This window comes from Nocardiopsis valliformis DSM 45023 (genome assembly GCF_000340985.1).
Taxonomy (GTDB): domain Bacteria; phylum Actinomycetota; class Actinomycetes; order Streptosporangiales; family Streptosporangiaceae; genus Nocardiopsis; species Nocardiopsis exhalans.
The window spans coordinates 412,511-434,015 of the sequence record NZ_ANAZ01000002.1 but is presented as its reverse complement, the minus strand read 5'-3'; the positions used below and the strand labels follow the sequence as shown (position 1 = coordinate 434,015).

Sequence of the window (21,505 nt, the reverse complement as noted above, 5' to 3'; positions counted from 1 at the left end):
TCACCCCTCGCGCTCCCGACCGCCAGCCTCAGCCTCCGACCAGAGGGAGAGCCCCGTGTTCGACTCCGTGCTCGTCGCCAACCGCGGCGAGATCGCCTGCCGCATCATCCGCTCCGCACGCGAACTCGGCCTGCGCACCGTCGCCGTCTACTCCGACGCCGACGCGGGCGCGCCGCACACCCGGATGGCCGACGAGGCCGTCCGCCTCGGCCCGGCACCCGCCGCCGAGAGCTACCTGAACATCGAGCGCGTCCTCGCGGCCGCCGCCGAGACCGGTGCCGGTGCCGTCCACCCGGGCTACGGGTTCCTGTCCGAGAGCGCGGAGTTCGCGCACGCCGTGGAGGCCGCCGGGCTGGTGTTCGTCGGCCCCGAACCGCGCCACCTGGAGGAGTTCGGCGACAAGCACACCGCCCGCAAGGCCGCGGCCGCCGCCGGGCTGCCGATGGTGGCGGGCAGTGAGACCCTGCCCGACGTGGAGCAGGCCGTCACCGCAGCGGAGCTGATCGGCTACCCGGTGATCCTCAAGTCCACCTCGGGTGGCGGCGGGATCGGCCTGCGCCCCTGCTTCGACGAGGAGGCGCTGCGCTCCGCCTTCGATCAGGTCAGCCGGATGGCGCAGACGCACTTCGGCGGCGGCGGGGTGTTCGTGGAACGCTTCGTGTCCAGGGCCCGGCACATCGAGGTGCAGGTCTTCGGCGACGGCCACGGCAACGTGGTCACCCTCGGGGACCGTGACTGCTCCCTGCAGCGGCGCAACCAGAAGGTCGTGGAGGAGGCACCCGCCCCGGGGCTGCCGGACGCCCTGCGCGCCGAGCTGCACCGCACCGCCCGCGAACTCTGCTCCGGGGTGTCCTACCGCAGTGCCGGGACCGTGGAGTTCGTCTACGACGTGGAACGGGGGGAAGCCTCCTTCCTGGAGGTCAACACCCGTCTCCAGGTGGAGCACCCGGTCACCGAGGAGATCACCGGGGTGGACCTGGTGGCCTGGATGCTGCGCCTGGCCCGCGGCGAGGACGTGCTCGACGGGGTTCCGGCGCAAGGGCCGGAGCGCGTAGGCCACGCCGTGGAGGCCCGCGTGTACGCGGAGGACCCGGCGCACGACTTCCGGCCCAGCTCCGGGCTGCTCACCCGGGTGGAGGCGTCCGCCGACGTCCGCGTGGACGGCTGGGTGGAGACCGGGCAGCGGGTGACCAGCGACTACGACCCCATGCTGGCCAAGGTCATCGTGCGCGGCGACGACCGCGAGGACGCCCTTGAACGACTCGGCCATGCCCTGTCCCAGACCCGGATCGACGGGGTGCAGACCAACCTGGGGCTGCTGCGCGCCCTGAGCGCCCACCCGGACGTGCGCGCCGTCGCGCACACCACCGCCACCTGCGGCGGCGTCGGCGACCCCGAACCGCGCATCGAGGTGGAACGCGCGGGCACCCTGACCACCGTCCAGGACTTCCCGGGCCGCACCGGGTACTGGCAGGTGGGCGTGCCGCCGTCGGGCGCGATGGACGACCTGTCGCTGCGCCTGGGCAACACGGCTCTGGGCAACCCCGAGGGCACCGCGGGCCTGGAGTGCACGATGGAGGGTCCGGCGCTGCGCTTCACCCACAGCACGACGGTGTGCGTGACCGGCGCCCCGGCCGACGTCACCGTGGACGGCGCGCCGGTGCCGCAGTGGGAGCCGGTGGAGGTGCCCGCCGGGGCACTGCTGGACGTGGGGCCGGCGAAGGGGCCGGGCATGCGCACGTACGTGCTGTTCCGGGGCGGACTGGACGTTCCCGAGTACCTGGGCAGCACGTCCACGTTCACGGCGGGCGAGTACGGCGGGCACGCGGGCCGGGCGCTGCGGCTGGGTGATGTGCTCAGATCCAACCCGCTCCCTGCGAACCCACCCGCGACCGCCCCGGTCCCCGAGGCCGACCGCCCCGACTTCCGGGCGCCCGCGGACGCTGGCGACGGTGAGGGCACGCACTGGGACATCGAGGTGTCCGAGGGCCCGCACGCCGCGCCCGAGTTCCTCACCCGGGAGGGCCTCGCCGACTTCTACGCCACCTCCTGGCGGGTCCACCCGCAGTCCGCCCGCAACGGTGTGCGGCTGTCCGGGCCCAAACAGACCTGGGCCCGCCCGGACGGCGGTCAGGCCGGGCTGCACCCCTCCAACGTGCACGACACCGCCTACTCCATCGGTGCGGTCAACCTCTCCGGCGACACTCCCGTGCTGCTCGGCCCGGACGGGCCCAGCCTCGGCGGGTTCGTCTGCCCGGTCACCGTGGTGAGCGGATCGCGCTGGAAGGTCGGCCAGCTCCGCCCCGGCGACACCGTCCGGTTCCACCCGGTCACCGAGGCCGCCGCCGAGAAGTTGCACACCGCCCCGGTCTCCGCGCCGCTGCTGCGCTCCAGCGGGGCCGACGGCGACGACGGAGTCCTGGCCCGTATCCCCGCCGGTGAGGGCACCCCCGAGGTCACCTACCGGCGCAGCGGCCACGACAACATCCTTGTTGAATACGGCCAAATGGTCCTGGACCTCGGGCTGCGGATGCGCGTGCACGCCCTGATGGCCGCCCTCGACCAGGCCGCACCCGTCGGGATCGTGGACACCACCCCGGGGGTGCGCTCGCTGCACCTGCACACCGACCCCGAGGTGCTGCCGCTGCGCACCCTCCTCGGCCTGCTTCAGGAGATCGAGGCGCAGCTGCCGCCCACCGCCCAGCTGCGGGTGCCCAGCCGGACCCTGCACCTGCCGATGTCCTTCGACGACCCCTCCATCCACGAGGCCATCGCGCGCTACGGGACCGGGGTGCGCAACGACGCGCCCTGGAACCCGGACAACATCGAGTTCATCCGCCGGATCAACGGCCTGGACTCCGTGGACCAGGTGCGGGACATCGTCTTCGACGCCTCCTACCTGGTACTGGGCCTGGGTGACGTGTACCTGGGCGCGCCCGCCGCGACCCCGCTGGACCCGCGCCACCGGCTGGTCACCACCAAGTACAGCCCCGCGCGGACCTGGACGCCCGAGGCGGGAGTGGGGATCGGCGGCGCCTACCTGTGCGTGTACGGGATGGAGAGCCCCGGCGGTTACCAGCTGATCGGGCGCACCGTGCCGATCTGGTCCGGGCTGCGCCAGTACGGCCGGTTCGAGCCGGGGACCCCGTGGCTGCTGCGGTTCTTCGACCAGATCACCTGGTATCCGGTGGAGCACGAGGAGCTGCTGGACATCCGGGCCGACCTGCTCGCCGGACGCCACGAGCTCCAGGTGACCGAAGGCGAGTTCGTGCTCGCCGACCACGAGCGGTTCCTGGCCGAGAACGCCGACTCCATCAAGGAGTTCGAGCGTAAGCAGGCCACCGCCTTCGAGGAGGAGCGGCAGCGCTGGGAGGCCGCGGGCGAGTTCGAGGACAAGCCCGAACCCGAGCCGGTGGCGCTCGCCGGGGAGCTGGAGCTTCCGCCCGGTGCCTCCCTGGTGGAGGCGCCGCTGTCCGCGAGTGTCTGGAAGGTGGACGTGGAGCCGGGGGAGACTGTCGAGGAGGGGCAGCCCATCGTCCGTCTGGAGGCCATGAAGTTGGAGGTGGTGGTCCGGGCGCCCAGCGCGGGCACTGTTTCCGAGATCCTCGTCAGCCCCGGCCAGCACCTGGATCCGGGGCGCGCCATGGCCGTCATCACCCAAGGAGAAGCCGCCTGATGCCTACACCCACCCAGCTCACACCCACCGAAAGAGTGCACGCCGCCTACCGCCGGATCGCCGAGGCGGACCGGCCGGAGGTCTGGATCACGCTGCGCCCCGAAGGCGAGCTGGCGGTGGAGGCCAAGGCGCTGGAGGAGCGCCTGGCCTCGGGGGAGACGCTGCCGCTGGCGGGAACACTCGTCGCGGTCAAGGACAACATCGACGTCGCCGGTCTGCCCACCACCGCCGCCCACCCCGGTTTCGCGTACACACCCCAGGAGAGCGCGACCGCCGTGGAACGCCTGGTCACGGCGGGGGCGCTGGTGCTCGGCAAGACCAACCTGGACCAGTTCGCCACCGGCCTGGTGGGGACCCGCAGTCCCTACGGTGCCGTGCGCAACGCCCTCGACCCCACCCGAGTCTCCGGCGGCTCCAGCTCGGGCTCGGCCGTGGCGGTGGCTTTGGGGATCGCCGACTTCTCCCTGGGCACCGACACCGCCGGTTCCGGCCGGGTGCCCGCTGCCCTGCACGGGATCGTCGGCCTCAAGCCCACCCTCGGCCTGGTTCCCAACACGGGGGTGGTGCCCGCCGCCAAGCCCTACGACACCGTCACCGTCTTCGCTCCGGACCTGGCCACCGGCCAGCGCGCCCTCGCCGTGATGACCGGTCCCGACCCCGAGGACCCGGCCAGCCGCCCCTGGCCCGCCGACGTCCGCCTGGCTCCCCGCAACCCGGCCCGGGTCGCGGTTCCCACCACCGAAGGCCTGTCCCCGCTCAGCGACGCCGAACGCGAAGCCTTCCACAGGGCCGCCGCCCGGCTCACCGACGCGGGTGTATCGGTGGAGAGCATCGACATCACCCCGCTCCTGGAGGCCGCCCGGTTGCTCTACGACGGCGCGCTGGTCGCCGAACGCCACGCGGCCGTAGGCGAGTTCCTCGCCGCCCACCCCGAAGGCGCCGACCCCACGGTCGCCGGGATCATCCTGTCCGCCGCAGAGCTGCCCGCCACCGCACTCGCCGCCGACCAGCACCGCCTGACCGCTTATAAGGCGACCGCCCGCGCACTCCTGAACGGCTTCGACGGCCTGCTGCTGCCGACCACCGTCGGTCATCCGACGTTGGACGAGGTGGCCGCCGACCCAGTAGGTGCCAACTCCCGACTGGGCACCTACACCAACTTCGTCAACCTCCTCGACCTCGCCGCCGTCGCCGTTCCCGCCGGTATCGCCGACGGCCACCCGTTCGGGGTCACCGTGGTCACGAACGCCTTCGAGGACCAGGTGGCCCTGGATCTGGCCGGACTCCTCAACGAAGAGGAGCCCGGCCAGGTCCAACCCACCAACGGCCTGGAACTGGCGGTCTTCGGCGCCCACCTGCGCGGCCAGCCCCTCAACCATCAGCTCACCGGACTCGGCGCCCGGTTCCTGGAGGCGACGACCACCAGCGAGGACTACCGGCTGTTCGCCCTCGCCACCACACCGCCCAAACCCGGCCTGCTGCGGGTGAACAGCGGCGGTTCGGCGCTGCGCTGCGAGGTCTGGTCGATCTCCCCGGCCGGACTCGGCACATTCCTTGCTGCTCTGCCCGCCCCCATGTCCCTCGGCGCGGTCACTCTCGCGGACAGCCGTACCGTGGTCGGCTTCGGTTGCGACCCGGCGGCCGCCGAGGGAGCCGAGGACATCACCCACCACGGCGGCTGGCTCGCCTACCGCGAGTCCCTCACCTAGCCACCCCCCGCAACCCCCTGGCGCCGAAGGCCCCGCCACCCGGCGGGGTCTTCGGCGTGCCCGCGGGCAGCCGTTCGGCTGCTTTCGGCTGGTGCGGGTGTCCAAAACCCGCGCCCGGGAGTGCCCGCTGTGTCCCCAACCCTCGGATCCCCGATGATCTTGCTACCAGGAGCAAGTTCGGCGCCGAACTCGCTCCTGGTAGCAAGATCATCCCGGGACAGGGGGCCGCCCCTGACCCGCTCCCGGACACGACGGAGCCCCGCCACCCACTCGGGGTGACGGGGCTCGTGTGTCTGGCTGCCCTAGACCTGCGGGGCGCGGCGCGGACGGCGCGGGCGGGAGGAGGAACCTCCGCGCGGGCCACCGTAGCCGCCGCCACTGCGGGAACCGCCGTAGCCGCCGCCGCGCGGGCCGCGCTGGCGGTTCTCACGACGGGGCTCGGCCGGCAGGGTCACCGGCTCACCGGAGGGGGTGCGGGCGCCGGTCACGCGGGCCAGCTCCGGGTCCTCGGGGTGCACCTGGGCGATCTGCGGCTCGATCCGCGCGCGGTACATCAGGCGGGTCATCTCGCGGCGCTGGTTGGGCGTCACGAGCGTGACCACGTTGCCGGACTCACCGGCGCGGGCGGTACGGCCGCCGCGGTGCAGGTAGTCCTTGTGGTCCGTGGGCGGGTCGATGTTGACGACCAGGTCCAGACCGTCCACGTGGATGCCGCGTGCGGCGACGTTCGTGGCGATCAGCGCGGTGACCGTGCCCTCCTTGAACTGCTTGAGGGTGCGGGTGCGCTGCGGCTGGGAGCGGCCGCCGTGCAGCGGGGCCGCCCGGACGCCGCTGTCGAGCAGGTGCTGGGCCATCCGGTCCACGGCGTGCTTGGTGTCCAGGAACATGATGACCTGGCCCTCACGCGCCGCGATGTGGGTGGCGGTGGACATCTTGTCCGCGTGGGCCACGTGCAGGACGTGGTGCTCCATGGTGGAGACCGCGCCCTCGGACGGGTCGACCGAGTGGACGACCGGGTCGTTGAGGAAGCGGCGGACCAGCTGGTCCACGTTCCGGTCCAGGGTGGCCGAGAACAGCATGCGCTGACCGTCGGCCGGGACCTGCTCCAGGACCGCGGTGACCTGCGGCATGAAGCCCATGTCGGTCATCTGGTCGGCCTCGTCGAGCACGACGGCCTCGACCTGGTCCAGGACGCAGTCGCCCCGCTCCATGAGGTCGCGCAGTCGGCCCGGGGTGGCCACGAGCAGCTCCACGCCCTGGCGCAGCGCGCGGGCCTGGCGGCTGATGGGCATGCCGCCCACCACGGTCGACATCCGCACCCGCACCGAGCGGGCGTAGGGGGTGAGGGCGTCGGTGACCTGCTGGGCGAGCTCGCGGGTGGGTGCGAGGACCACGGCCAGCGGGCGGTGCGGCTCAGCGGTGCGGCCGTCGAGGCGGGCCAGCAGAGCCAGGCCGAAGGCGAGCGTCTTGCCCGAACCGGTCTGGCTACGGCCCAGGACATCCCGCTTGGCCAGCGAGTTCGGCAGCGTGGCCGCCTGGATGGTGGACGGGGTGGTCAGGCCCTGGCGGGCCAGCGTCGCCTTCAGCGGCGCCGGCATGTCCAGGTCCTGGAAGTTGTCGACCGGGTCGAGCCCGGGGTTGACCGTGACGGGGAGGGCGAACTCTCCACCGGAGGGGCGGCCGCCGCCGCCGGAGCGGCCCTGGTAGCCGCCGCCGCGACGGGGGCCGTCGAAGGAACGGCGGGGCGGACGGCCGTAGGAGCCGGAGCCGCCGCGGGATCCGCCACCGAAACTGCTGGAGGGGCGGTCGCGGCGCGCGCTGGTACGGGGGTGGTTCATAGGTGACCTTTCGCCAACGACGCTTGCCGGGTTGAAGCCCGCAGTGGGGCTTCGGCGTGTGGCACCGGGTGTGCGTCGAAGAAAAATACTTCGAGATCCACGGCCCACGCGGGAAAACCCGGGGTCGTGGCGGACGAACCGGTGCCTGTCGGAGAACGACGGCCAGAGATCCGGTCCTGTGAAACAAGAAAACAGGGGCCCAGCACCAGTAGGTCGGGCCCCTGCCGCTCGAACAGCCTTAGGGCTTGGTCAGCCCAGGGGGTCGTGTTCGATTAGATGACGGTGATGTTCTCAGCCTGGAGGCCCTTGGCACCCTGGGTGACGTCGAACTCCACGGACTGGCCTTCCGCGAGCTCGCGGTAGCCAGTCGACTGGATGGCGGAGAAGTGGGCGAAGACGTCGGCGCCGCCGCCGTCCTGCTCGATGAAGCCGAAGCCCTTGTCAGCGTTGAACCACTTGACTGTGCCGGTAGCCATAGATGAACCTCTCGTTCGGGGAAAATGAAGAAAACCGCGGTCTGACGATTTTCCCGTCACCGCGGTGGACCACCCGAAAACGATGAAATTCAACGGGTACCACGACTGCAACTTCTAAGAACCTAGCACACGATTTTCGACTCAGCGGGAAAACAGCGTGTGTCGCATGGCACCGTCAAACGTGGTATCGAAGCGACCGTAAAGCGTGTTATGTGCGGTTTTCTGGCCCAGGATCGTCGTCGGAAGGCCGTGAGAATCCGGGGTGTCGGCTGTCAGCGGGGGAGCTGTCGCCCTCCACGGCCAGGTCGTCGAACACGGTGCGCTTGTTCCGGGGAGCACCGGTCAGGTACCCGGCACGGGCCATGGCGGTCCCGCCCACCGCCGTGGTGACGAGTTGGATCAGCAGGGCCAGGCCCAGTTTCAGGGCGTTGCCGGACGACGGCTGGTGCAGGAACAGCCCGATGATGATCAGACCCGTGCCGAGCGCACCCGCGATCGTCAACGCGCTCAACCGCGAGTACACGTCGGGCAGGCGGAGCATCCCGGCGGCGCCCCCCAGGAACACCAGCGCCCCGATGAACATGACGATGTCGCCCGCGTTGCCCACCACGTCGTTCATCGTTTGCCTCCCGCGGTCAGCCGGGCCAGGGAGATCGCGGCCAGCAGCCCCACCAGGGTCGCGACCAGGACGATGTCCACCAGCAGTGTCGTGCTCAGCCGCACCCCCAACAGGGCGACCAGGCCCACGAAACCGAAGAAGACCAGATCCGTAGCGCCGCCCCGGTCCGCGCCGCTGGGGCCGAGCAGGATCCGGACGACCCCCAGCACCATCGCGACGACGATCAGGGCCAGGGACAGGTCGATCAGTGTCACCGGCGTTCTCCTCTCGCGTCCCGTTCCAGGTCGTCCGGGCGGGGCGGTACCCCCTCCGGCCGTGTGGCGCGCAGCACGTTGTCCTCCAGGGTGTGGACGTGGCTCAGTACCGACCTGTGGTCCTTCGCGTACATCGCGTGCACCCACAGCGTCGCCGGGTCGTGCCGGGCAGCCACCGTGAGCGACCCGGGTGAGAGCGAGATCAGGTTGGCCATCAGGCTGATCTCCAGGTCGTCGCGACAGCGCAGAGGCACCTCGACGAAGGCGGGGACGACGGTGTCGCCCGGCAGCAGAATGTCCCTGAACACCCTGACGGAGCCGTGCAGGAGGTCGTAGACGACGTAACAGGGGAGCCAGAGCATCCCCAGGATCCAGGTCAGGAAGGTTCGCGGGGTCATCGCAGCACCGCCTCGACGTAGGTTGACGGGTCCAGCAGGTGGGCGGCGGCCTGGGCACTCAGGGCCAGCAGGGCCTGGGCGCCCAGCCCCAGGGCTAGGCTCATCAGGGCCAGGACCAGGCCGGGCAGCAGCAGAGCGGTCCGAACCCGTGGTGGATCCTGGAGCGCTCCCCCGCCTTCGGCGGTGCCCTCACCGGCGCCTCCGGTGCCACTGCCGGCTTCCTCCCGCTCCGGCGGGTCACCCCAGAAGCTGCCGCCCCAGATCTTCATCATGGACATCAGCGTGATGACGCTGACCACCACCGCGGTGGCCGCGGCTGCCCACTGCCCGGCCTCCAACGCGCCCGCCACCAGCGTCACCTTGGCCACGAACCCGGAGAAGGGCGGCAGGCCGGCCAGGGACAGCGCCGCGGCCAGGAACACCACCCCGAGCAGGGGTTCTCGCTTGGCGAGGCCGCCGAGCCGGTCCAGTGCCCCGGTGCCGTGCGTGTGCTCGATCGCTCCGGTGGACAGGAACAGCGAAGTCTTCACGAACATGTTGTGGATCAGGTAGAAGATGCCCGCCATGAGGCCCAGCTCGGTGAACAGGGCCGCGCCCAGCAGGATGTAACCGATCTGGCTGATCATGTGGAAGACCAGGATGGAACGGGTGGTGTTTTCCCCCACCGCTCCGAGCACCCCGATCAGCATCGTCAGCGAGAAGGCCGCGACGCCGATCCACAGGAACCGCGTGTCCCCGTCGAAGACCACGGCGTACAGCCGGTAGATGGCGTAGATCGCCACCTTGGTGTGCAGCCCCGAGAACAGGGCGGTCACCGCCACGGAAGTGCTGGTGTAGGAAGGGGCCAGCCAACCGTGCACCGGGACCACCGCCGCCTTCACGCTCAGGGCGAGGATGATGACCCCGGCCCCCACGGCCACCGCCGGGGAGTCGGTGGCCGCGCCGGCCAGGGCGGCTAGGTTCACCGTGCCGGCCGTGCCGTACACCAGGGCCACCCCGGACAGGAAGATGGTGGAGGTCAGCAGGTTCACGGTGACGTACACGCGTCCGGCGCGGATACGGTTCCGCGACCCCAGCATGGCGAGCAGCCCGTAGGCGGGCAACAGCATGACCTCGATGAACACGAACATGTTGAACACGTCCGCGGTCAGCAGCACGCCCACCACACCGGCGGAGAGCGTCAGCACCAGCGGACCGAAGTAGGCGGCCCGGTCGTCGCCCGCAGCGATCGCGAAGGCCGTGCAGACCAGCACCAACAGGGCGGTGGCCCACAGCATCAGCGCGCTGAACGCGTCCACGACCAACGGGATGGCGATGCCGCCCTGCCACAGCGCCACGTTGTGTGCCAGGACCGTCCCGTCGCGGACCAGCCACAGCAGTCCGGTACTCGCTATCAGGGTCAGGGCGCCCGGGACCAGCAGCAGGGCGCGCTCCAGGGGGAGCGGCACACGGAACATCACCAGGGCCGCGGCGACCGCCAACGGCAGGGCGATGAGCAACGGGAGATAGGCGGTGGGTTCGGGCGGGTTCACGAGCGGTCCTCCGTGTCGTCGGAGCATCCGGCCGTCGCGATGGTGAGCATGTAGATGGTGATCGAGAAGGCGATGACGATCGCGGTCAGCACGAAGGCCTGCGGTAGCGGGTCGGACGCCTCGTCCACCGGGGTGTGGTCCAGCAGCGGCTGGGCCCGAAGGTAGGTTCCGCCGGCCGCCATCAAGATCAGGTTCGCGGCCTGTCCCAGCAGCACGAAGCCGAGGATGATCCTCACCAGGCCGCGTTGCAGCATCAGGAACACCGCACCGGTCACCAGTACGCCCACAGTGATGGCCAGGGTCATCGGGTACCTCCGTCCTTTTCCCGTATTCCTCCGAGCGGGCCTTCGGTCTGCGTGTCGGGCGGGCCTCCGGGGGCGGCGGTGGGCGGCTGATCCCGGACGGGCTTCACGGCGCCGCCGGTGGAATCGCCGGGCAGGGACTCCTCCAACCCGAGCTGGTTCAGCGCGGTGAGGATGACGCCGACCACCGCGAGGTAGACGCCGGCGTCGAACACGAGCGCGGCGGTCAGGTGGTACTCACCCACCAACGGCAGCGTCACGTACCCGTGCAGCGGACGCAGGAACGAGCCGTCCAGGTATCCGAACAGCCCCGAGACCAGGGAGAGCGCCACACCGGCGCCGATGATGCGCGGATAGGCGAGCCTGATCCTGGCCACCGAGGCGCTGGGCGCGGCCAGGTACATCAGCGCGAACGCGGTTCCGCCCACCAGCCCGGCGACGAAGCCGCCGCCGACGTCGGTGTGGCCGCGCAGGAACAGCCACAGCGACCAGAACACGATCAGCGGCAGCAGCACGTAGCTCGCCGCCCGCATGACCAGGGTGTTGTCGTCCGCGTCGTAGACGGCGCTGGAGCGGCTGACAACGAGCCTGCGGTCGCTGTGCGCCGTCAGCAGGCCGCTGGAGTTGAGCACGGCGATGACGATCAGTCCGGCCACCCCCAGGACGACCAGCTCGCCCAGGGTGTCCAGTGCCCGGTAGTCCACCAGGATCGTGTTGACCACGTTCGTGCCGCCGGTGTCCTCCTCGGAATTCTCCAGGAAGTACTGCGAGGCCTCCGACCTCCCTCGGCGCCCGGTCAGGTAGAAGACTCCCAGGGCCGCCGAGAGGCCGGCCAGGAGCGCGATCGTCCCGGTGGTGAGGTAACGACGGAGCGAGATTCGGTGGAACCGCGCGGGTAGTCGGCGCAGGATCAGAGCGGCGATGACCACGGTGAGGATCTCCACCACCATCTGGGCGAAGGCCACGTCGAACGCACCGAGCAGGAACAGCCACAGCGCGGTGGTCAGCCCGGCGGAGCCGACCAGCACCAGCCCAGCGGTTCGCGACCGGGCGTACACCGCACCGACGACGGAGGCCGTGATCAGGGCGACCAGCAGCCAGTCCAGCGGAGAGGAGGTTTCCCCGTACAGATCGGGGACCTCCAGGCCCGTCACGGCGGCGGTCCCGGCCAGCGCGATCAGCAGAACGATCGGCACGGCCAGGTGGCGGGGAGGAGCGTCGGAGCGGGTGAGGTCGCCGACGCGCAGACCCAGCGCCATGATCCCGTTCCGCAGTGCCTCGAAGACGGTGACCCCGTCCACGGGGAAGAGCCGGCGGCCGGCCAGCCGTTCGCCGGAGGCGGTCCACCACACCAGTAGCGCGCCCAGTGTGATCGCGGCCAGTGACATGAACAGGTCCGCGGACAGCCCGTGCCACAGGGCCAGTTCGGCCTCGGCCTCCGCCGCCCCGGTGGTGTCAGCCGCGGTCCGTCCGGCCATCGGGTTCAGGACGGGAACGGCCAGGCCCAGCACGAGGCCGAGAGCGGCGGCGACGGCGGGCGGGCCCACGAAACCGGATCCGGCCTCGGACACGGAGTTCGCGCTCCGGTCCGGGTCCGGGGCGGAACTCCAGAACGCGCCGTGCACGAATCTGTAGGTGTAGGCGAAGGTGAAGACGGAGGCGATGACGGCGACGGTCCCGGCGGCCGCTCCCACCCATGCGGGGCCGGGCGCCTCCAGCAGACCCTTGAAGACGTTCTCCTTGCTGACGAAACCCAGCAGCGGCGGCACACCCGCCATGGACAGTCCGGCCAGCGCCGCCACCGTCGCGGTGACCGGCATGCGGCGCCGCAGACCGCCCGCAATCCCCAACCGGTGGATTTCGCGCAGGTCACGGCTGCCGGCCTGGTGGTCCACCAGCCCGACCACCATGAACAGCGCTGCCTTGAACAGCGCGTGCGCGAAGGTGTGTACGGCGGCGGCCACCAGCGCCGCCTCGGTGCCCACCCCGATCACCGCGACCAGCAGCCCGAGCTGGCTCACCGTGGAGTACGCGGCGAGCTTCTTGAGGTCGTACTGCTGGAGCGCGAACACCGCGCCGACCGTCGCCGTGAGCAGTCCGAAGGTGATGAGCGCGTAGTTCCACAGAGGGAGTTCGGCGAAGGCCGGGGTGAACCGCATCAACAGGAAGACCCCGGCCTTGACCATTGCCGCCGCGTGCAGGTAGGCGCTGACCGGGGTGCTCGCCGCCATGGCGTCCGGCAGCCAGTAGTGGAAGGGGAACTGGGCCGACTTGGTGAAGGCGGCCAGGATCACCAGGGCCGCCACCACCGAGCTGAAGGCGGGATCCTCGGCCCACACTGGGTCGGCCAGGATCGTGCTCAGCTGTGTGGTGCCCGTGCGCAGGGCCATCAGGACCACGGCGGTCATCAGGGCGAGCCCGCCCACCACGGTGGTCAGGAGGGCGCGGACCGCCGGGGCGTTCCCGGAGCGGCCGGACAGGCCGATCAGGAGGAACGAGGCGACAGTCGTCAGTTCCCAGAAGACGAACAGCAGCACCACGTCGTCGGCTATCACCAGCCCGGTCATCGCGAACGCGAAGAAGGTCATCAGGGCGTAGAAGCCCAGCCGCGGCCCGGGCGGGAAGTAGCGGGCCGAGTAGGCCAGGATGAGCGCGCCGACGCCGTTCACCAGCAGGGTGAACAGCCAACCGACCCCGTCCATGCGCAGGCGCAGTTCGACGCCGATCTCGGGCATCCACGGCCTGACGAACTCGATCGGCGTGCCGGCTCCGAGCACCTGCGGGGCCTGGGCCAGAACCAGTCCCGTCGACGCGAGCAGCACGAGCGCGAGCGGCCAACCGGTGTCGCGTCCCAGGGCCCGGTGGAGGGGAAACGTCGCGAACACGGCGGCGGCGAGGACCAGAAGCAGTATCAGAAGTACCACGTCACCGTCATTTCACAATTTTCGGTCAACCCCTAGTCGACACAGCGGAAGTGCAACGGCCACGGCATCATTCCAGGGGTCGTCGTTTCTTTGCTTTGGCTTGGTTTAGCTTGGTTTGCCTTGGTCTGTTTTTGCGGTGGCGGTATGCCGATGTGCGCGGCCCGGGGCGCCACCCTCAGGCTGCCCAGAAGGCAGGCCTGCTCCAGTGCGCGCCCGCGTCCCGGACGGCCTCGCCACTAGGGCCTGTGGGCAGGGACCCTAACAACGGAGGCCGAATCTTGAAAAGGCATGTGCGGTATAAACATCAACAGCGCGTGGGACTTTTCACCATCATTCGGTGGCGGAGAAAGCGTAGACGCGAACGGACCCCGACACCTTTCGGTGTCGGGGTCCGTGTTTACTTGCCGGAGGTCCGGCGCCCGGCTAACCGGCCTTGGAATCCTTTTCCGAGGTCGTCGCGGCCAAGTCGTCGAACTTCGTGTCCGCGACCGGCTTGACCCCGGTCAGGTACCCGGCGCGGACGAGGGCGTTGCCGCCGACCGCGGCCGTGGCCAGCTGGATGAGCAGGGCCAGGCCGAGCTTGATCGCGTTGGCCACGGACGGGTAGTGCAGGAAGAGCCCGAAGAGCAGCAGACCCGTCCCCAGGGCTCCGGCGATGGTGACCCCGCTCAGTCGGGCGTAGAAGTCACGCAGCCGCAGCAGACCGACCGAGCCGATCAGGAACACCACGGCCCCGAGGATCATGCTGATGATCCCGAGCACGTACAGCACACTCATCGCTTGCCTCCGGTGATCAGTCGGGCCAGGGACAGGGCCGCGAGGAAGCCGATCAGGGCACACACCAGGACGATGTCCACGACCAGTTCGGTGTCGATGCGAAAGCCCAGCATGGCGACCAGGCCGACGAAGCCGAAGAAGACCACGTCGGAGGCGGCCCCTCGGTCGGCGGCTGACGGGCCGGTCAGGATGCGGTACGCGGCGATGGCCATGGCCACCACGATCACGCCGATACCGATGTCGATGAACTCCATCAGCGCTGTCCCACCTCGTCGAGAGCGTCTTCCTTCGACCCGGTCGGCCGGGTGACCTCCAGCAGGCGGTCCTCCATCGCGTGGATGCCCCGCTGGAAGGATTCCCGGTCCTCCACGTACAGGCCGTGCACCCAGAGGGTGGAGGGCTCGTTCCGTACGGCGACCGTCACCGTTCCGGGGGTCAGCGAGATGAGGTTGGCCAGCATGGTCACCTCGAAGTCACTGCGCGCCCGGATCGGAACCTCGACGAAGGCCGGGGTGGCGGAGCTGCCCGGGGTGAGGATGTCCCACATCACTTGGCAGGAGGTCTTCACGATCTCCCCGGCCGCGTAGAAGGGGAACCGGAGCACGCGCAGTGCCCATGTCAGGTAGGTCATCGTCCCAGCACCGCCTCGACGTAGGTGGAGGTGTCCAACAGGTTCGCGGCGGCCTGCGCGCTCAGCTCGAGGAGCACGTGCGCGCCCAGACCGATGCACAGGGTGGTCGCGGTCAGGATCAGGCCCGGGACGATCAAGGACATCTTGATCTTGGGCCGGGTCAGGGTGTCCACGGCCCCGTTTCCGGCAGCGGTCACGGGAGCCTGGTCGGAGCTCTCGGGTTCGGGCTCCTTGCCCCAGAAGACACCGCCCCAGATCTTGAGCATGGACATCAGGGTGATGAGGCTGACCGCGATCATCACGGCCGCGACCGTCCACTGCGCGTCGTCCACCGCGGCGATCACCAGGCTCAGCTTGGCGACGAACCCGGAGAAGGGCGGCAGGCCGGCCAGGGACAGTGCCGCGCCCATGAAGATCAGCCCGAGCAGGGGTTCTCGCTTGGCGATGCCGCCGAGCCGGTCCAGCTCCCCGGTGCCGTAGGTGTGCTCGATCGCTCCGGTGGACAGGAACAGCGAGGCCTTCACGATCATGTGGTGGATCAGGTAGAAGATGCCCGCCATGAGGCCCAGCTCGGTGAACAGAGCCACGCCCAGCAGGATGTACCCGATCTGGCTGATCATGTGGAAGACCAGGATGGAACGGGTTGTGCCCTCGCCGACCGCTCCCATGACACCGATGGCCATGGTGAGGGTGAAGGCCACCAGGCCGATCCACAGGAACTTCGCGTCCCCGTCGAAGACCAGCGCGTACAGGCGGTAGATGGCGTAGATCGCCACCTTGGTGTGCAGGCCCGAGAACAGCGCGGTGATGGCGGGCGAGGTGAAGGGGTAGGTGCGGGCCAGCCAGCCGTGGATGGGCACCACGGCGGCCTTGATGGCCAGGGCGAGGATGATGACCCCCATGCCCACCGCCACCATCGGGGACTCCTTGGCCGCCCCGGCGAGCTCGCCCAGGTGGACGGTTCCCGCTGCCGCGTAGACCAGCGCCACACCGGCGAGGAAGATCGTGGAGGTCAGAAGGTTGACGGTCACGTAGATACGACCGGCCTTCAGCCGTCCCAGGACCCCCATCATCGCCAGCAGCCCGTACGAGGGCAGAAGCATGACCTCGATGAACACGAACATGTTGAAGATGTCACCGGTGAGCAGGGCACCGGAGACACCGGACGTGAGGACGAGCACCAGCGGTGAGAAGTAGGTCTGCCGGTCATCGCCGGTGGCGATCGCGAACATCGAGCAGACCAGGGCCAGTAGCGCGGTGGTCCACAGCATCAGGGCGCTGAAGACGTCCGCGACGAAGGGGATCGCGATCCCGTCCTGCCACAGGCCCACGTTGTGGGCGAACACGGTCCCGTCACGGGTGAGCCAGATCAGCCAGGCACCGGCGAGCATCGCGGCCGCGCTCGGTCCCAGCAACAGGGTGCGCCGGAGCCACAGCGGCCCCTTGACGAAGAGCAACAGCCCCGCCGCGACCAGTGGGACCGCGACGAAGAGAGGGAGCAACGCGGTGTTCATGAGGCCTCCTCGGTGTCGTCGTCGCTGCCGGAGGCGGCGAGGGTGAGCATGTAGATCGCGATCGAGAAGGCGATGACGATCGCGGTCAGGACGAAGGCCTGGGGAAGGGGGTCAGCGGTCTGGGGTCCCCAGCCGAACTGGAGCAACGGCAGCTCCCGTCGGAAGATGCCCCCCGACGACATCAGCAGCAGGTTCGCCCCGTGCCCTACCAGGAGCAGCCCGAGGACGATCCTGACCATGCCGCGCTGCAGCATCAGGTAGACGCCTCCCGCGACCAGGATTCCGATCGTGATGGCGAGAGTCATCGCTTACCTCCTGTGGTGGAGTCGTCCAGGGCGGCGGGGACGGGGTCCGACGCGGATTCGCGCCCGTCCTCGGGATCGGCGCCGCCGTCCACGGCTTCGCCGTTGCGCGGCGAGCCCCGATCGAGCCCCAGTTCGTTGAGCGCGGTGAGCAGGACCCCGACCACGCCCAGGTAGACGCCGATGTCGAAGACGAAGGCCGTGGTGAAGTGGAAGTAGCCGCCCCAGGCCAGCGGGATCTCCGCGTGCAGCGGCCTGAGGAAGGAACCGTCCACGTAGCCCAGGAACCCGGAGAAGGCGGCGATGAGCACACCGGCAGCGATGATCGCCGGGTAGGCCAGCCTGATCTTCGCCCGGTTGTCGCTGGGAGCGGCCAGGTAGAGCAGAGCGAACGCCGAACCGCCGACGAGACCGGCGATGAAACCGCCGCCGGGTTCGTCGTGCCCGCGGAACAGCAGGTACAGCGACCACAGCACCAGAATCGGCATCAGGTAGCGGCCGACCGTGCGCATGAGCAGGGTGTTGTCCTCGGCGGGGAAGGCCGCGTTGCTCGCGGGCACCGTGACCCGGCGGGAGGCGTGCACGGGCAGCAGCCCGCTGGAGTGCAGGACCGCGATGATGATCAGCCCCGCCACACCCAGCACGACGAGTTCACCGAACGTGTCCAGCGCCCGGTAGTCGACCAGGATGGTGTTGACGACGTTGGTGCCGCCGGTGTCCTCGGGAGCGTTCTCCAGGAAGTACTCCGCCGCTGGCGAGAGCTCTCGGCGGCCGGACAGGGCGAAGGCCGCGACACCGGCGCTCAGCCCGGCGGCGATCGCGATCACCGCGGTCAGCGCCTTGCGCCCGGTCTTGACGGGGTGGAACTTCTTGGGCAGTCGGCGCAGCACCAGGACCGCGACGACCACGGTGAGGATCTCCACCAGGAACTGGGTCAGCGCGACATCGAAGGCACCGAGGAAGAGCAGCCACAGCGCGACGGTGAACCCGGCCACGCCGACCAGCGCCAGCCCCGCCATACGGGAGCTGGTGATAACCGCCGCCAGAACGGCGACCGCCATCAGGCCGACGAGCAACCAGTCCAGCCCCAGCGAGGTCTGCCCCGCGACCGGCGGCAGGTCCACACCGAAGATGACCGCGACCGCTGCCAGGGCGATCATGAGGACGGTGGGAGCGCCGAGGTGGAAGGCGGGCGAGTCCGTCCGGGTGAGGTCACCGGTCCGCTTGCCCCACCGGATGATTCCGTTGTACAGGGCTTCGAAGACCCCCACACCGGAGACCGGTACGAAGTCGCGGCCGGCCAGGGAGTCTCCAACCTGGGAGCGCCAGGCCACGAGCGCGCCGAGCCCGATCGCGGCCATGGACATGAAGAGCGCGGCGTTGAACCCGTGCCACAGCACGAGGTAGGCGTCCGAGGTCACGTGCGTGGTGTTGGCGGCCACCTCGTTCACCAGCGGGTCCAGGATCGGGACGGTCAGCCCGAGCAGTACGCCGCCCAGGGAGGCGACGATCGCCGGGCCCCAGAAGCTGCTCCGTGCCTCGTCGGCCGTCGCCTCCTTCGTGCCCTCCTCGCTGCGGGAGGTGCCGAAGAAGGTGCGGTACACGAAGCGGAAGGAGTAGGCGAAGGTGAAGATCGAGGCGCTGACCGCGACGGCCCCGGCGAGCGGACCGAACCAGGCTGGGCCGGGCGCGTGCAGGAACGACTCGAACAGGTTCTCCTTGCTGATGAAGCCCAGCAGGGGAGGGATGCCCGCCATGGAAAGAGCGGACAGCGTCGCGATGCCCGCGGTGACCGGCATCCGGTGCCGAAGGCCGCCCAGCTTGCGGATGTCCCGGGTGCCTGTCTGGATGTCGACCAGGCCGACCACCATGAACAGGGCCGACTTGAACAGCGCGTGCGCCACGGTGTGCACCGACGCGGCCACCAGGGCCTCGGGGGTGCCCACACCGATCACCGCCACCAGAAGACCGAGCTGGCTGACCGTGGAGAAGGCCGCCAGCCGCTTGAGGTCGTTCTGCTGGAGAGCGAAGAACGCGCCCATCACCGCGGTGATCAGACCCGCTGAGATGAGCAGGACGTTCCACAGGAACAGGTCGCCGAACGCCGGGGTGAAACGCATCGCCAGGTAGATCCCGGCCTTGACCATGGCTGCGGCGTGCAGGTAGGCGCTGACCGGAGTACTCGCGGCCATGGCGTCCGGAAGCCAGTAGTGGAAGGGGAACTGCGCGGACTTGCTGAACACCGCCACGATCACCAGCAGGGCCACCACGGAGACGAACACGGTGTCCTGCGTCCACGACGTGTCCGCCAGGATCGCGCTCAGCTGTGTCGTTCCGGTGCGCACCACCAGCAGCACGACGGCGCCCAGCAGTGCGAGCCCGCCCATGGCCGTGAGCAGGAAGGTACGGATCGCCGGACGGCTCGCCGACGGACCGGAAAGGCCGATCAGGTAGAACGAGGCGATCGTGGTGATCTCCCAGAACACGAAGAGCAGCACGACGTCGTCGGCCAGCACCAGACCCGCCATCGCGAACGCGAAGAGCGACATCAGGAAGTAGAAACCGAGCCTGCGGCCGGACGGGAAGTACCGGGTGGAGTAGGCCATGATCAGGGCACCGATGCCGGTGACCAGCATGGTGAACAACCAGCCGAGGCCGTCCATGCGCAGGTGCAGGTCGACCCCGAGCCTGGGCATCCAGGGTTGGCTGTACTCCAGCGGGGTACCGGCGCCCAGGACCTGGGGTGCCTGGAGGGCGACCAGGACGGTCAGGGCACCGAAGACCGCGGCGATGGGCCAACCGGCGTTACGGCCCAGGAACCTGTCCAGTAACGGTGTACTCGCGACGGTCACGGCGAGCACGATGAGGAGAAGCAGTAGCACCACGCCACTGTCCTTTCACGGCTGAACACCGTGTGCCTGACCGGGGTGTCCCGGGCGGCGAACACGGTGTGACGGAGCGGAAGGTGGTTTACGGGGAGGCCGTCAGCCGTGTCCTGGCGGGCAGGCGCTGAGCTCGCCGTGCGCGTTGTGGCCCCAGGATGACGTGTAGCCGTTGGTGCCGAGGGGAAGACTGTGTTCCGCCGGTGCTTGCGGCCGTTCGGCGAAGCGGGCCCGGCGTCGGGCACGCACGGGTGAGGCGTGGTGGGGCGTCATGCGTCATAACTCCGGGACATGGGGAGACAGGGACGCCGACCAGTCTTCCCGGCACACCTGTGGTGGCGCTTGACGCCGCGCCCATGTTCGTTGATGTGAGAGAGTATGTCCAGTTCCAGGCGCTTTTCGTGGGATTTCACTCACGTGTTGTGGAGTGCGGAGTCGGACTTCAACATATCCCCTGAACAGGCAAAATAACCGTTCGCCGACAGGTTGGTCTCGGATGCGTTCGGCGGTAGCATTGACTGTTTCGCGCGGCGTAGGGTCCTCTGCGGGTGTGCCGGGAAGACTGGTCGGCGAAGGTTGACTCCTACCCGAAACCAGGTGTTCGATGACCGAGGCCGCCATCCAGGGTGCGCGCGTCTACCGATCCGAGCCCGCCGAGAGGCTGGTTCGGGGCTGGTGCGAGGAACGGTTGGCCGAGTTCACCGACCTCGAAGCCCTCCCTGAAATCTCCACGGCTATCGGCCCGACCCGCGCCTTCCGCTTCGAGGGCGGTTCCGGAGCTCCGGTGGTCGTGCTGAGCGGTACGAACTTCAACAGCGCTCTCAGCGCCTCCCCTTCCTCCGACATGACAGCGGAGAGGGACGTACTCCTGGTGGACCTGCCCGGGCAGCCGGGGCTCAGCTGCGGCAAACGCCCCCGCGGTCATCGGGCCCGGGCCTACGGCGCCTGGTTCGACGAGGTACTGCCCGAGCTCGTGGACCGTCCCGCGATCGTTCTGGGACACTCCCTGGGAGCGGCGGTGGCACTGGCGAGTAGGCCGTGTTCCCTGGTCAAGGCTCTGGTGCTGGTCAACCCCGCGGGGCTGACCCCGGCGGCTACCTCCCCCGAACTGATGCGGGTCACGCTCCCCTGGATGGTCGGCCCCCGGGAGGACAAGAGCACCCGGCTGTTGAACTTCATGAGCGGGCCCTCCTCCCGGTACCCCGTCCACCCGTTCGCGCACTGGATGACGATGGTCGGCAGGTACTGCCGTACCAGTCTGGCACCGGGGCCGCTGGCCACCGAGTCGCTGCTCGCCTGGCAGGAGAAGAACGTCACCGTGGCCACCGGTTCGGACGACGTGTTCTTCTCCCCGGCCCGCCTGCACGGCCCCGCCCGCCGCTTCCTGAACACCGGTACCCACGTCCTGGAGGGGGCGGGCCACCTGGCCCCCTACGAGTTCCCGGACAAGATCCGCGAGCTGGTCTGCGGGGCCGACTCCTGAGGCTCCGGTCCAGGGAGGCACCCGGAGCCCCTCACCCCGCTCTCGCCGCCCGGTTCAGAGGGGTGGGTCCCCTCGGCGCGGCGCCCGCGGGGTGAGGGGGAAGGCGAACACGAAGGCGGCGTAGGCAGGGAAGGCGGCGGGTGCTGCTCCCGGCCCCGCGGTCGCGCCCCGTGCCTGCCGCATGCCTG

18 protein-coding genes are annotated in these 21,505 nt (G+C 69.7%); 3 read left to right on the top strand and 15 right to left on the bottom strand.

Annotated elements, in window-relative coordinates; genetic code table 11:
* Nucleotides 1–55: 55 nt before the first annotated feature.
* On the top strand, nt 56–3,676 hold the full coding sequence (gene uca, locus D457_RS0102560) for an urea carboxylase (RefSeq protein WP_017579072.1): 3,621 nt from the start codon (nt 56–58) through the stop codon (nt 3,674–3,676).
* Nucleotides 3,676–5,385 carry an allophanate hydrolase gene (atzF, locus tag D457_RS0102555; RefSeq protein WP_017579071.1) on the top strand — a complete coding sequence of 570 codons (1,710 nt, stop codon included), beginning with the start codon at nt 3,676–3,678 and terminating at the stop codon, nt 5,383–5,385. The genes uca and atzF overlap by 1 nt, the downstream gene beginning before the upstream one ends.
* A gap of 302 nt (nt 5,386–5,687) precedes the next feature.
* On the opposite strand, the gene D457_RS0102550 is transcribed toward atzF, so the two are convergent.
* The 15 genes from D457_RS0102550 to D457_RS36350 all read right to left on the bottom strand — a co-directional run bounded on the left by D457_RS0102550 (nt 5,688) and on the right by D457_RS36350 (nt 20,107).
* On the bottom strand, nt 5,688–7,223 hold the full coding sequence (locus tag D457_RS0102550) for a DEAD/DEAH box helicase (RefSeq protein ID WP_017579070.1): 1,536 nt from the start codon (nt 7,221–7,223) through the stop codon (nt 5,688–5,690).
* A gap of 272 nt (nt 7,224–7,495) precedes the next feature.
* Nucleotides 7,496–7,699 (bottom strand): cold-shock protein, encoded by a 204-nt coding sequence (locus tag D457_RS0102545; protein ID WP_017579069.1) that lies wholly within the window; start codon nt 7,697–7,699, stop codon nt 7,496–7,498.
* Nucleotides 7,700–7,907: 208 nt separating this feature from the next.
* Entirely contained in the window at nt 7,908–8,318 is a 411-nt protein-coding gene (gene mnhG, locus D457_RS31745) for a monovalent cation/H(+) antiporter subunit G (protein ID WP_017579068.1), read from the bottom strand.
* Nucleotides 8,315–8,572 (bottom strand): monovalent cation/H+ antiporter complex subunit F, encoded by a 258-nt coding sequence (locus D457_RS0102535; protein ID WP_017579067.1) that lies wholly within the window; start codon nt 8,570–8,572, stop codon nt 8,315–8,317. The genes mnhG (D457_RS31745) and D457_RS0102535 overlap by 4 nt, the downstream gene beginning before the upstream one ends.
* The gene (locus tag D457_RS0102530) at nt 8,569–8,970 is read right to left on the bottom strand and encodes a Na+/H+ antiporter subunit E (protein WP_017579066.1); all 402 of its coding nucleotides are present in this window, start codon (nt 8,968–8,970) and stop codon (nt 8,569–8,571) included. Before D457_RS0102530 ends, D457_RS0102535 begins: the two co-directional genes overlap by 4 nt.
* On the bottom strand, nt 8,967–10,529 hold the full coding sequence (locus D457_RS0102525; protein WP_051072838.1) for a monovalent cation/H+ antiporter subunit D family protein: 1,563 nt from the start codon (nt 10,527–10,529) through the stop codon (nt 8,967–8,969). Before D457_RS0102525 ends, D457_RS0102530 begins: the two co-directional genes overlap by 4 nt.
* Nucleotides 10,499–10,807 carry a sodium:proton antiporter gene (locus D457_RS0102520; protein ID WP_017579064.1) on the bottom strand — a complete coding sequence of 103 codons (309 nt, stop codon included), beginning with the start codon at nt 10,805–10,807 and terminating at the stop codon, nt 10,499–10,501. Before D457_RS0102520 ends, D457_RS0102525 begins: the two co-directional genes overlap by 31 nt.
* Nucleotides 10,804–13,728, bottom strand: a complete 2,925-nt coding sequence (locus tag D457_RS0102515) for a DUF4040 family protein (RefSeq protein ID WP_017579063.1) — start codon at nt 13,726–13,728, stop codon at nt 10,804–10,806. Before D457_RS0102515 ends, D457_RS0102520 begins: the two co-directional genes overlap by 4 nt.
* Before the next feature lie 423 nt (nt 13,729–14,151).
* Nucleotides 14,152–14,505 (bottom strand): monovalent cation/H(+) antiporter subunit G, encoded by a 354-nt coding sequence (mnhG, locus tag D457_RS0102510; RefSeq protein ID WP_017579062.1) that lies wholly within the window; start codon nt 14,503–14,505, stop codon nt 14,152–14,154.
* Nucleotides 14,502–14,759 carry a monovalent cation/H+ antiporter complex subunit F gene (locus tag D457_RS0102505; RefSeq protein ID WP_017579061.1) on the bottom strand — a complete coding sequence of 86 codons (258 nt, stop codon included), beginning with the start codon at nt 14,757–14,759 and terminating at the stop codon, nt 14,502–14,504. The genes mnhG (D457_RS0102510) and D457_RS0102505 overlap by 4 nt, the downstream gene beginning before the upstream one ends.
* Nucleotides 14,759–15,136, bottom strand: coding sequence for a Na+/H+ antiporter subunit E (locus D457_RS0102500; protein WP_017579060.1), 378 nt, complete (start codon nt 15,134–15,136; stop codon nt 14,759–14,761). The genes D457_RS0102505 and D457_RS0102500 overlap by 1 nt, the downstream gene beginning before the upstream one ends.
* A complete protein-coding gene (locus D457_RS0102495; protein WP_017579059.1) occupies nt 15,133–16,650 on the bottom strand; it encodes a monovalent cation/H+ antiporter subunit D family protein in 1,518 nt (505 codons plus the stop codon). The genes D457_RS0102500 and D457_RS0102495 overlap by 4 nt, the downstream gene beginning before the upstream one ends.
* Entirely contained in the window at nt 16,647–16,955 is a 309-nt protein-coding gene (locus tag D457_RS0102490) for a sodium:proton antiporter (RefSeq protein WP_017579058.1), read from the bottom strand. Before D457_RS0102490 ends, D457_RS0102495 begins: the two co-directional genes overlap by 4 nt.
* A complete protein-coding gene (locus D457_RS0102485) occupies nt 16,952–19,837 on the bottom strand; it encodes a DUF4040 family protein (protein WP_017579057.1) in 2,886 nt (961 codons plus the stop codon). The genes D457_RS0102490 and D457_RS0102485 overlap by 4 nt, the downstream gene beginning before the upstream one ends.
* Before the next feature lie 99 nt (nt 19,838–19,936).
* On the bottom strand, nt 19,937–20,107 hold the full coding sequence (locus D457_RS36350) for a hypothetical protein (protein ID WP_169542722.1): 171 nt from the start codon (nt 20,105–20,107) through the stop codon (nt 19,937–19,939).
* 331 nt (nt 20,108–20,438) lie between these two features.
* Between D457_RS36350 and D457_RS0102480 the strand changes: the two genes are divergently transcribed.
* On the top strand, nt 20,439–21,317 hold the full coding sequence (locus D457_RS0102480; protein ID WP_017579056.1) for an alpha/beta fold hydrolase: 879 nt from the start codon (nt 20,439–20,441) through the stop codon (nt 21,315–21,317).
* Nucleotides 21,318–21,505: the final 188 nt, after the last annotated feature.

Coding starts and splice junctions, on each gene's coding strand:
- atzF (WP_017579071.1), top strand. CDS start 3,676: ATGCCTACACCCACCCAGCTCACACCCACCGAAAGAGTGCACGCCGCC.
- D457_RS0102550 (WP_017579070.1), bottom strand. CDS start 7,223: ATGAACCACCCCCGTACCAGCGCGCGCCGCGACCGCCCCTCCAGCAGT.
- D457_RS0102545 (WP_017579069.1), bottom strand. CDS start 7,699: ATGGCTACCGGCACAGTCAAGTGGTTCAACGCTGACAAGGGCTTCGGC.
- mnhG (WP_017579068.1), bottom strand. CDS start 8,318: ATGAACGACGTGGTGGGCAACGCGGGCGACATCGTCATGTTCATCGGG.
- D457_RS0102530 (WP_017579066.1), bottom strand. CDS start 8,970: ATGACCCCGCGAACCTTCCTGACCTGGATCCTGGGGATGCTCTGGCTC.
- D457_RS0102525 (WP_051072838.1), bottom strand. CDS start 10,529: ATGCTCCGACGACACGGAGGACCGCTCGTGAACCCGCCCGAACCCACC.
- D457_RS0102520 (WP_017579064.1), bottom strand. CDS start 10,807: ATGACCCTGGCCATCACTGTGGGCGTACTGGTGACCGGTGCGGTGTTC.
- mnhG (WP_017579062.1), bottom strand. CDS start 14,505: ATGAGTGTGCTGTACGTGCTCGGGATCATCAGCATGATCCTCGGGGCC.
- D457_RS0102505 (WP_017579061.1), bottom strand. CDS start 14,759: ATGGAGTTCATCGACATCGGTATCGGCGTGATCGTGGTGGCCATGGCC.
- D457_RS0102500 (WP_017579060.1), bottom strand. CDS start 15,136: ATGACCTACCTGACATGGGCACTGCGCGTGCTCCGGTTCCCCTTCTAC.
- D457_RS0102495 (WP_017579059.1), bottom strand. CDS start 16,650: ATGAACACCGCGTTGCTCCCTCTCTTCGTCGCGGTCCCACTGGTCGCG.
- D457_RS0102490 (WP_017579058.1), bottom strand. CDS start 16,955: ATGACTCTCGCCATCACGATCGGAATCCTGGTCGCGGGAGGCGTCTAC.
- D457_RS36350 (WP_169542722.1), bottom strand. CDS start 20,107: ATGACGCCCCACCACGCCTCACCCGTGCGTGCCCGACGCCGGGCCCGC.
- D457_RS0102480 (WP_017579056.1), top strand. CDS start 20,439: ATGACCGAGGCCGCCATCCAGGGTGCGCGCGTCTACCGATCCGAGCCC.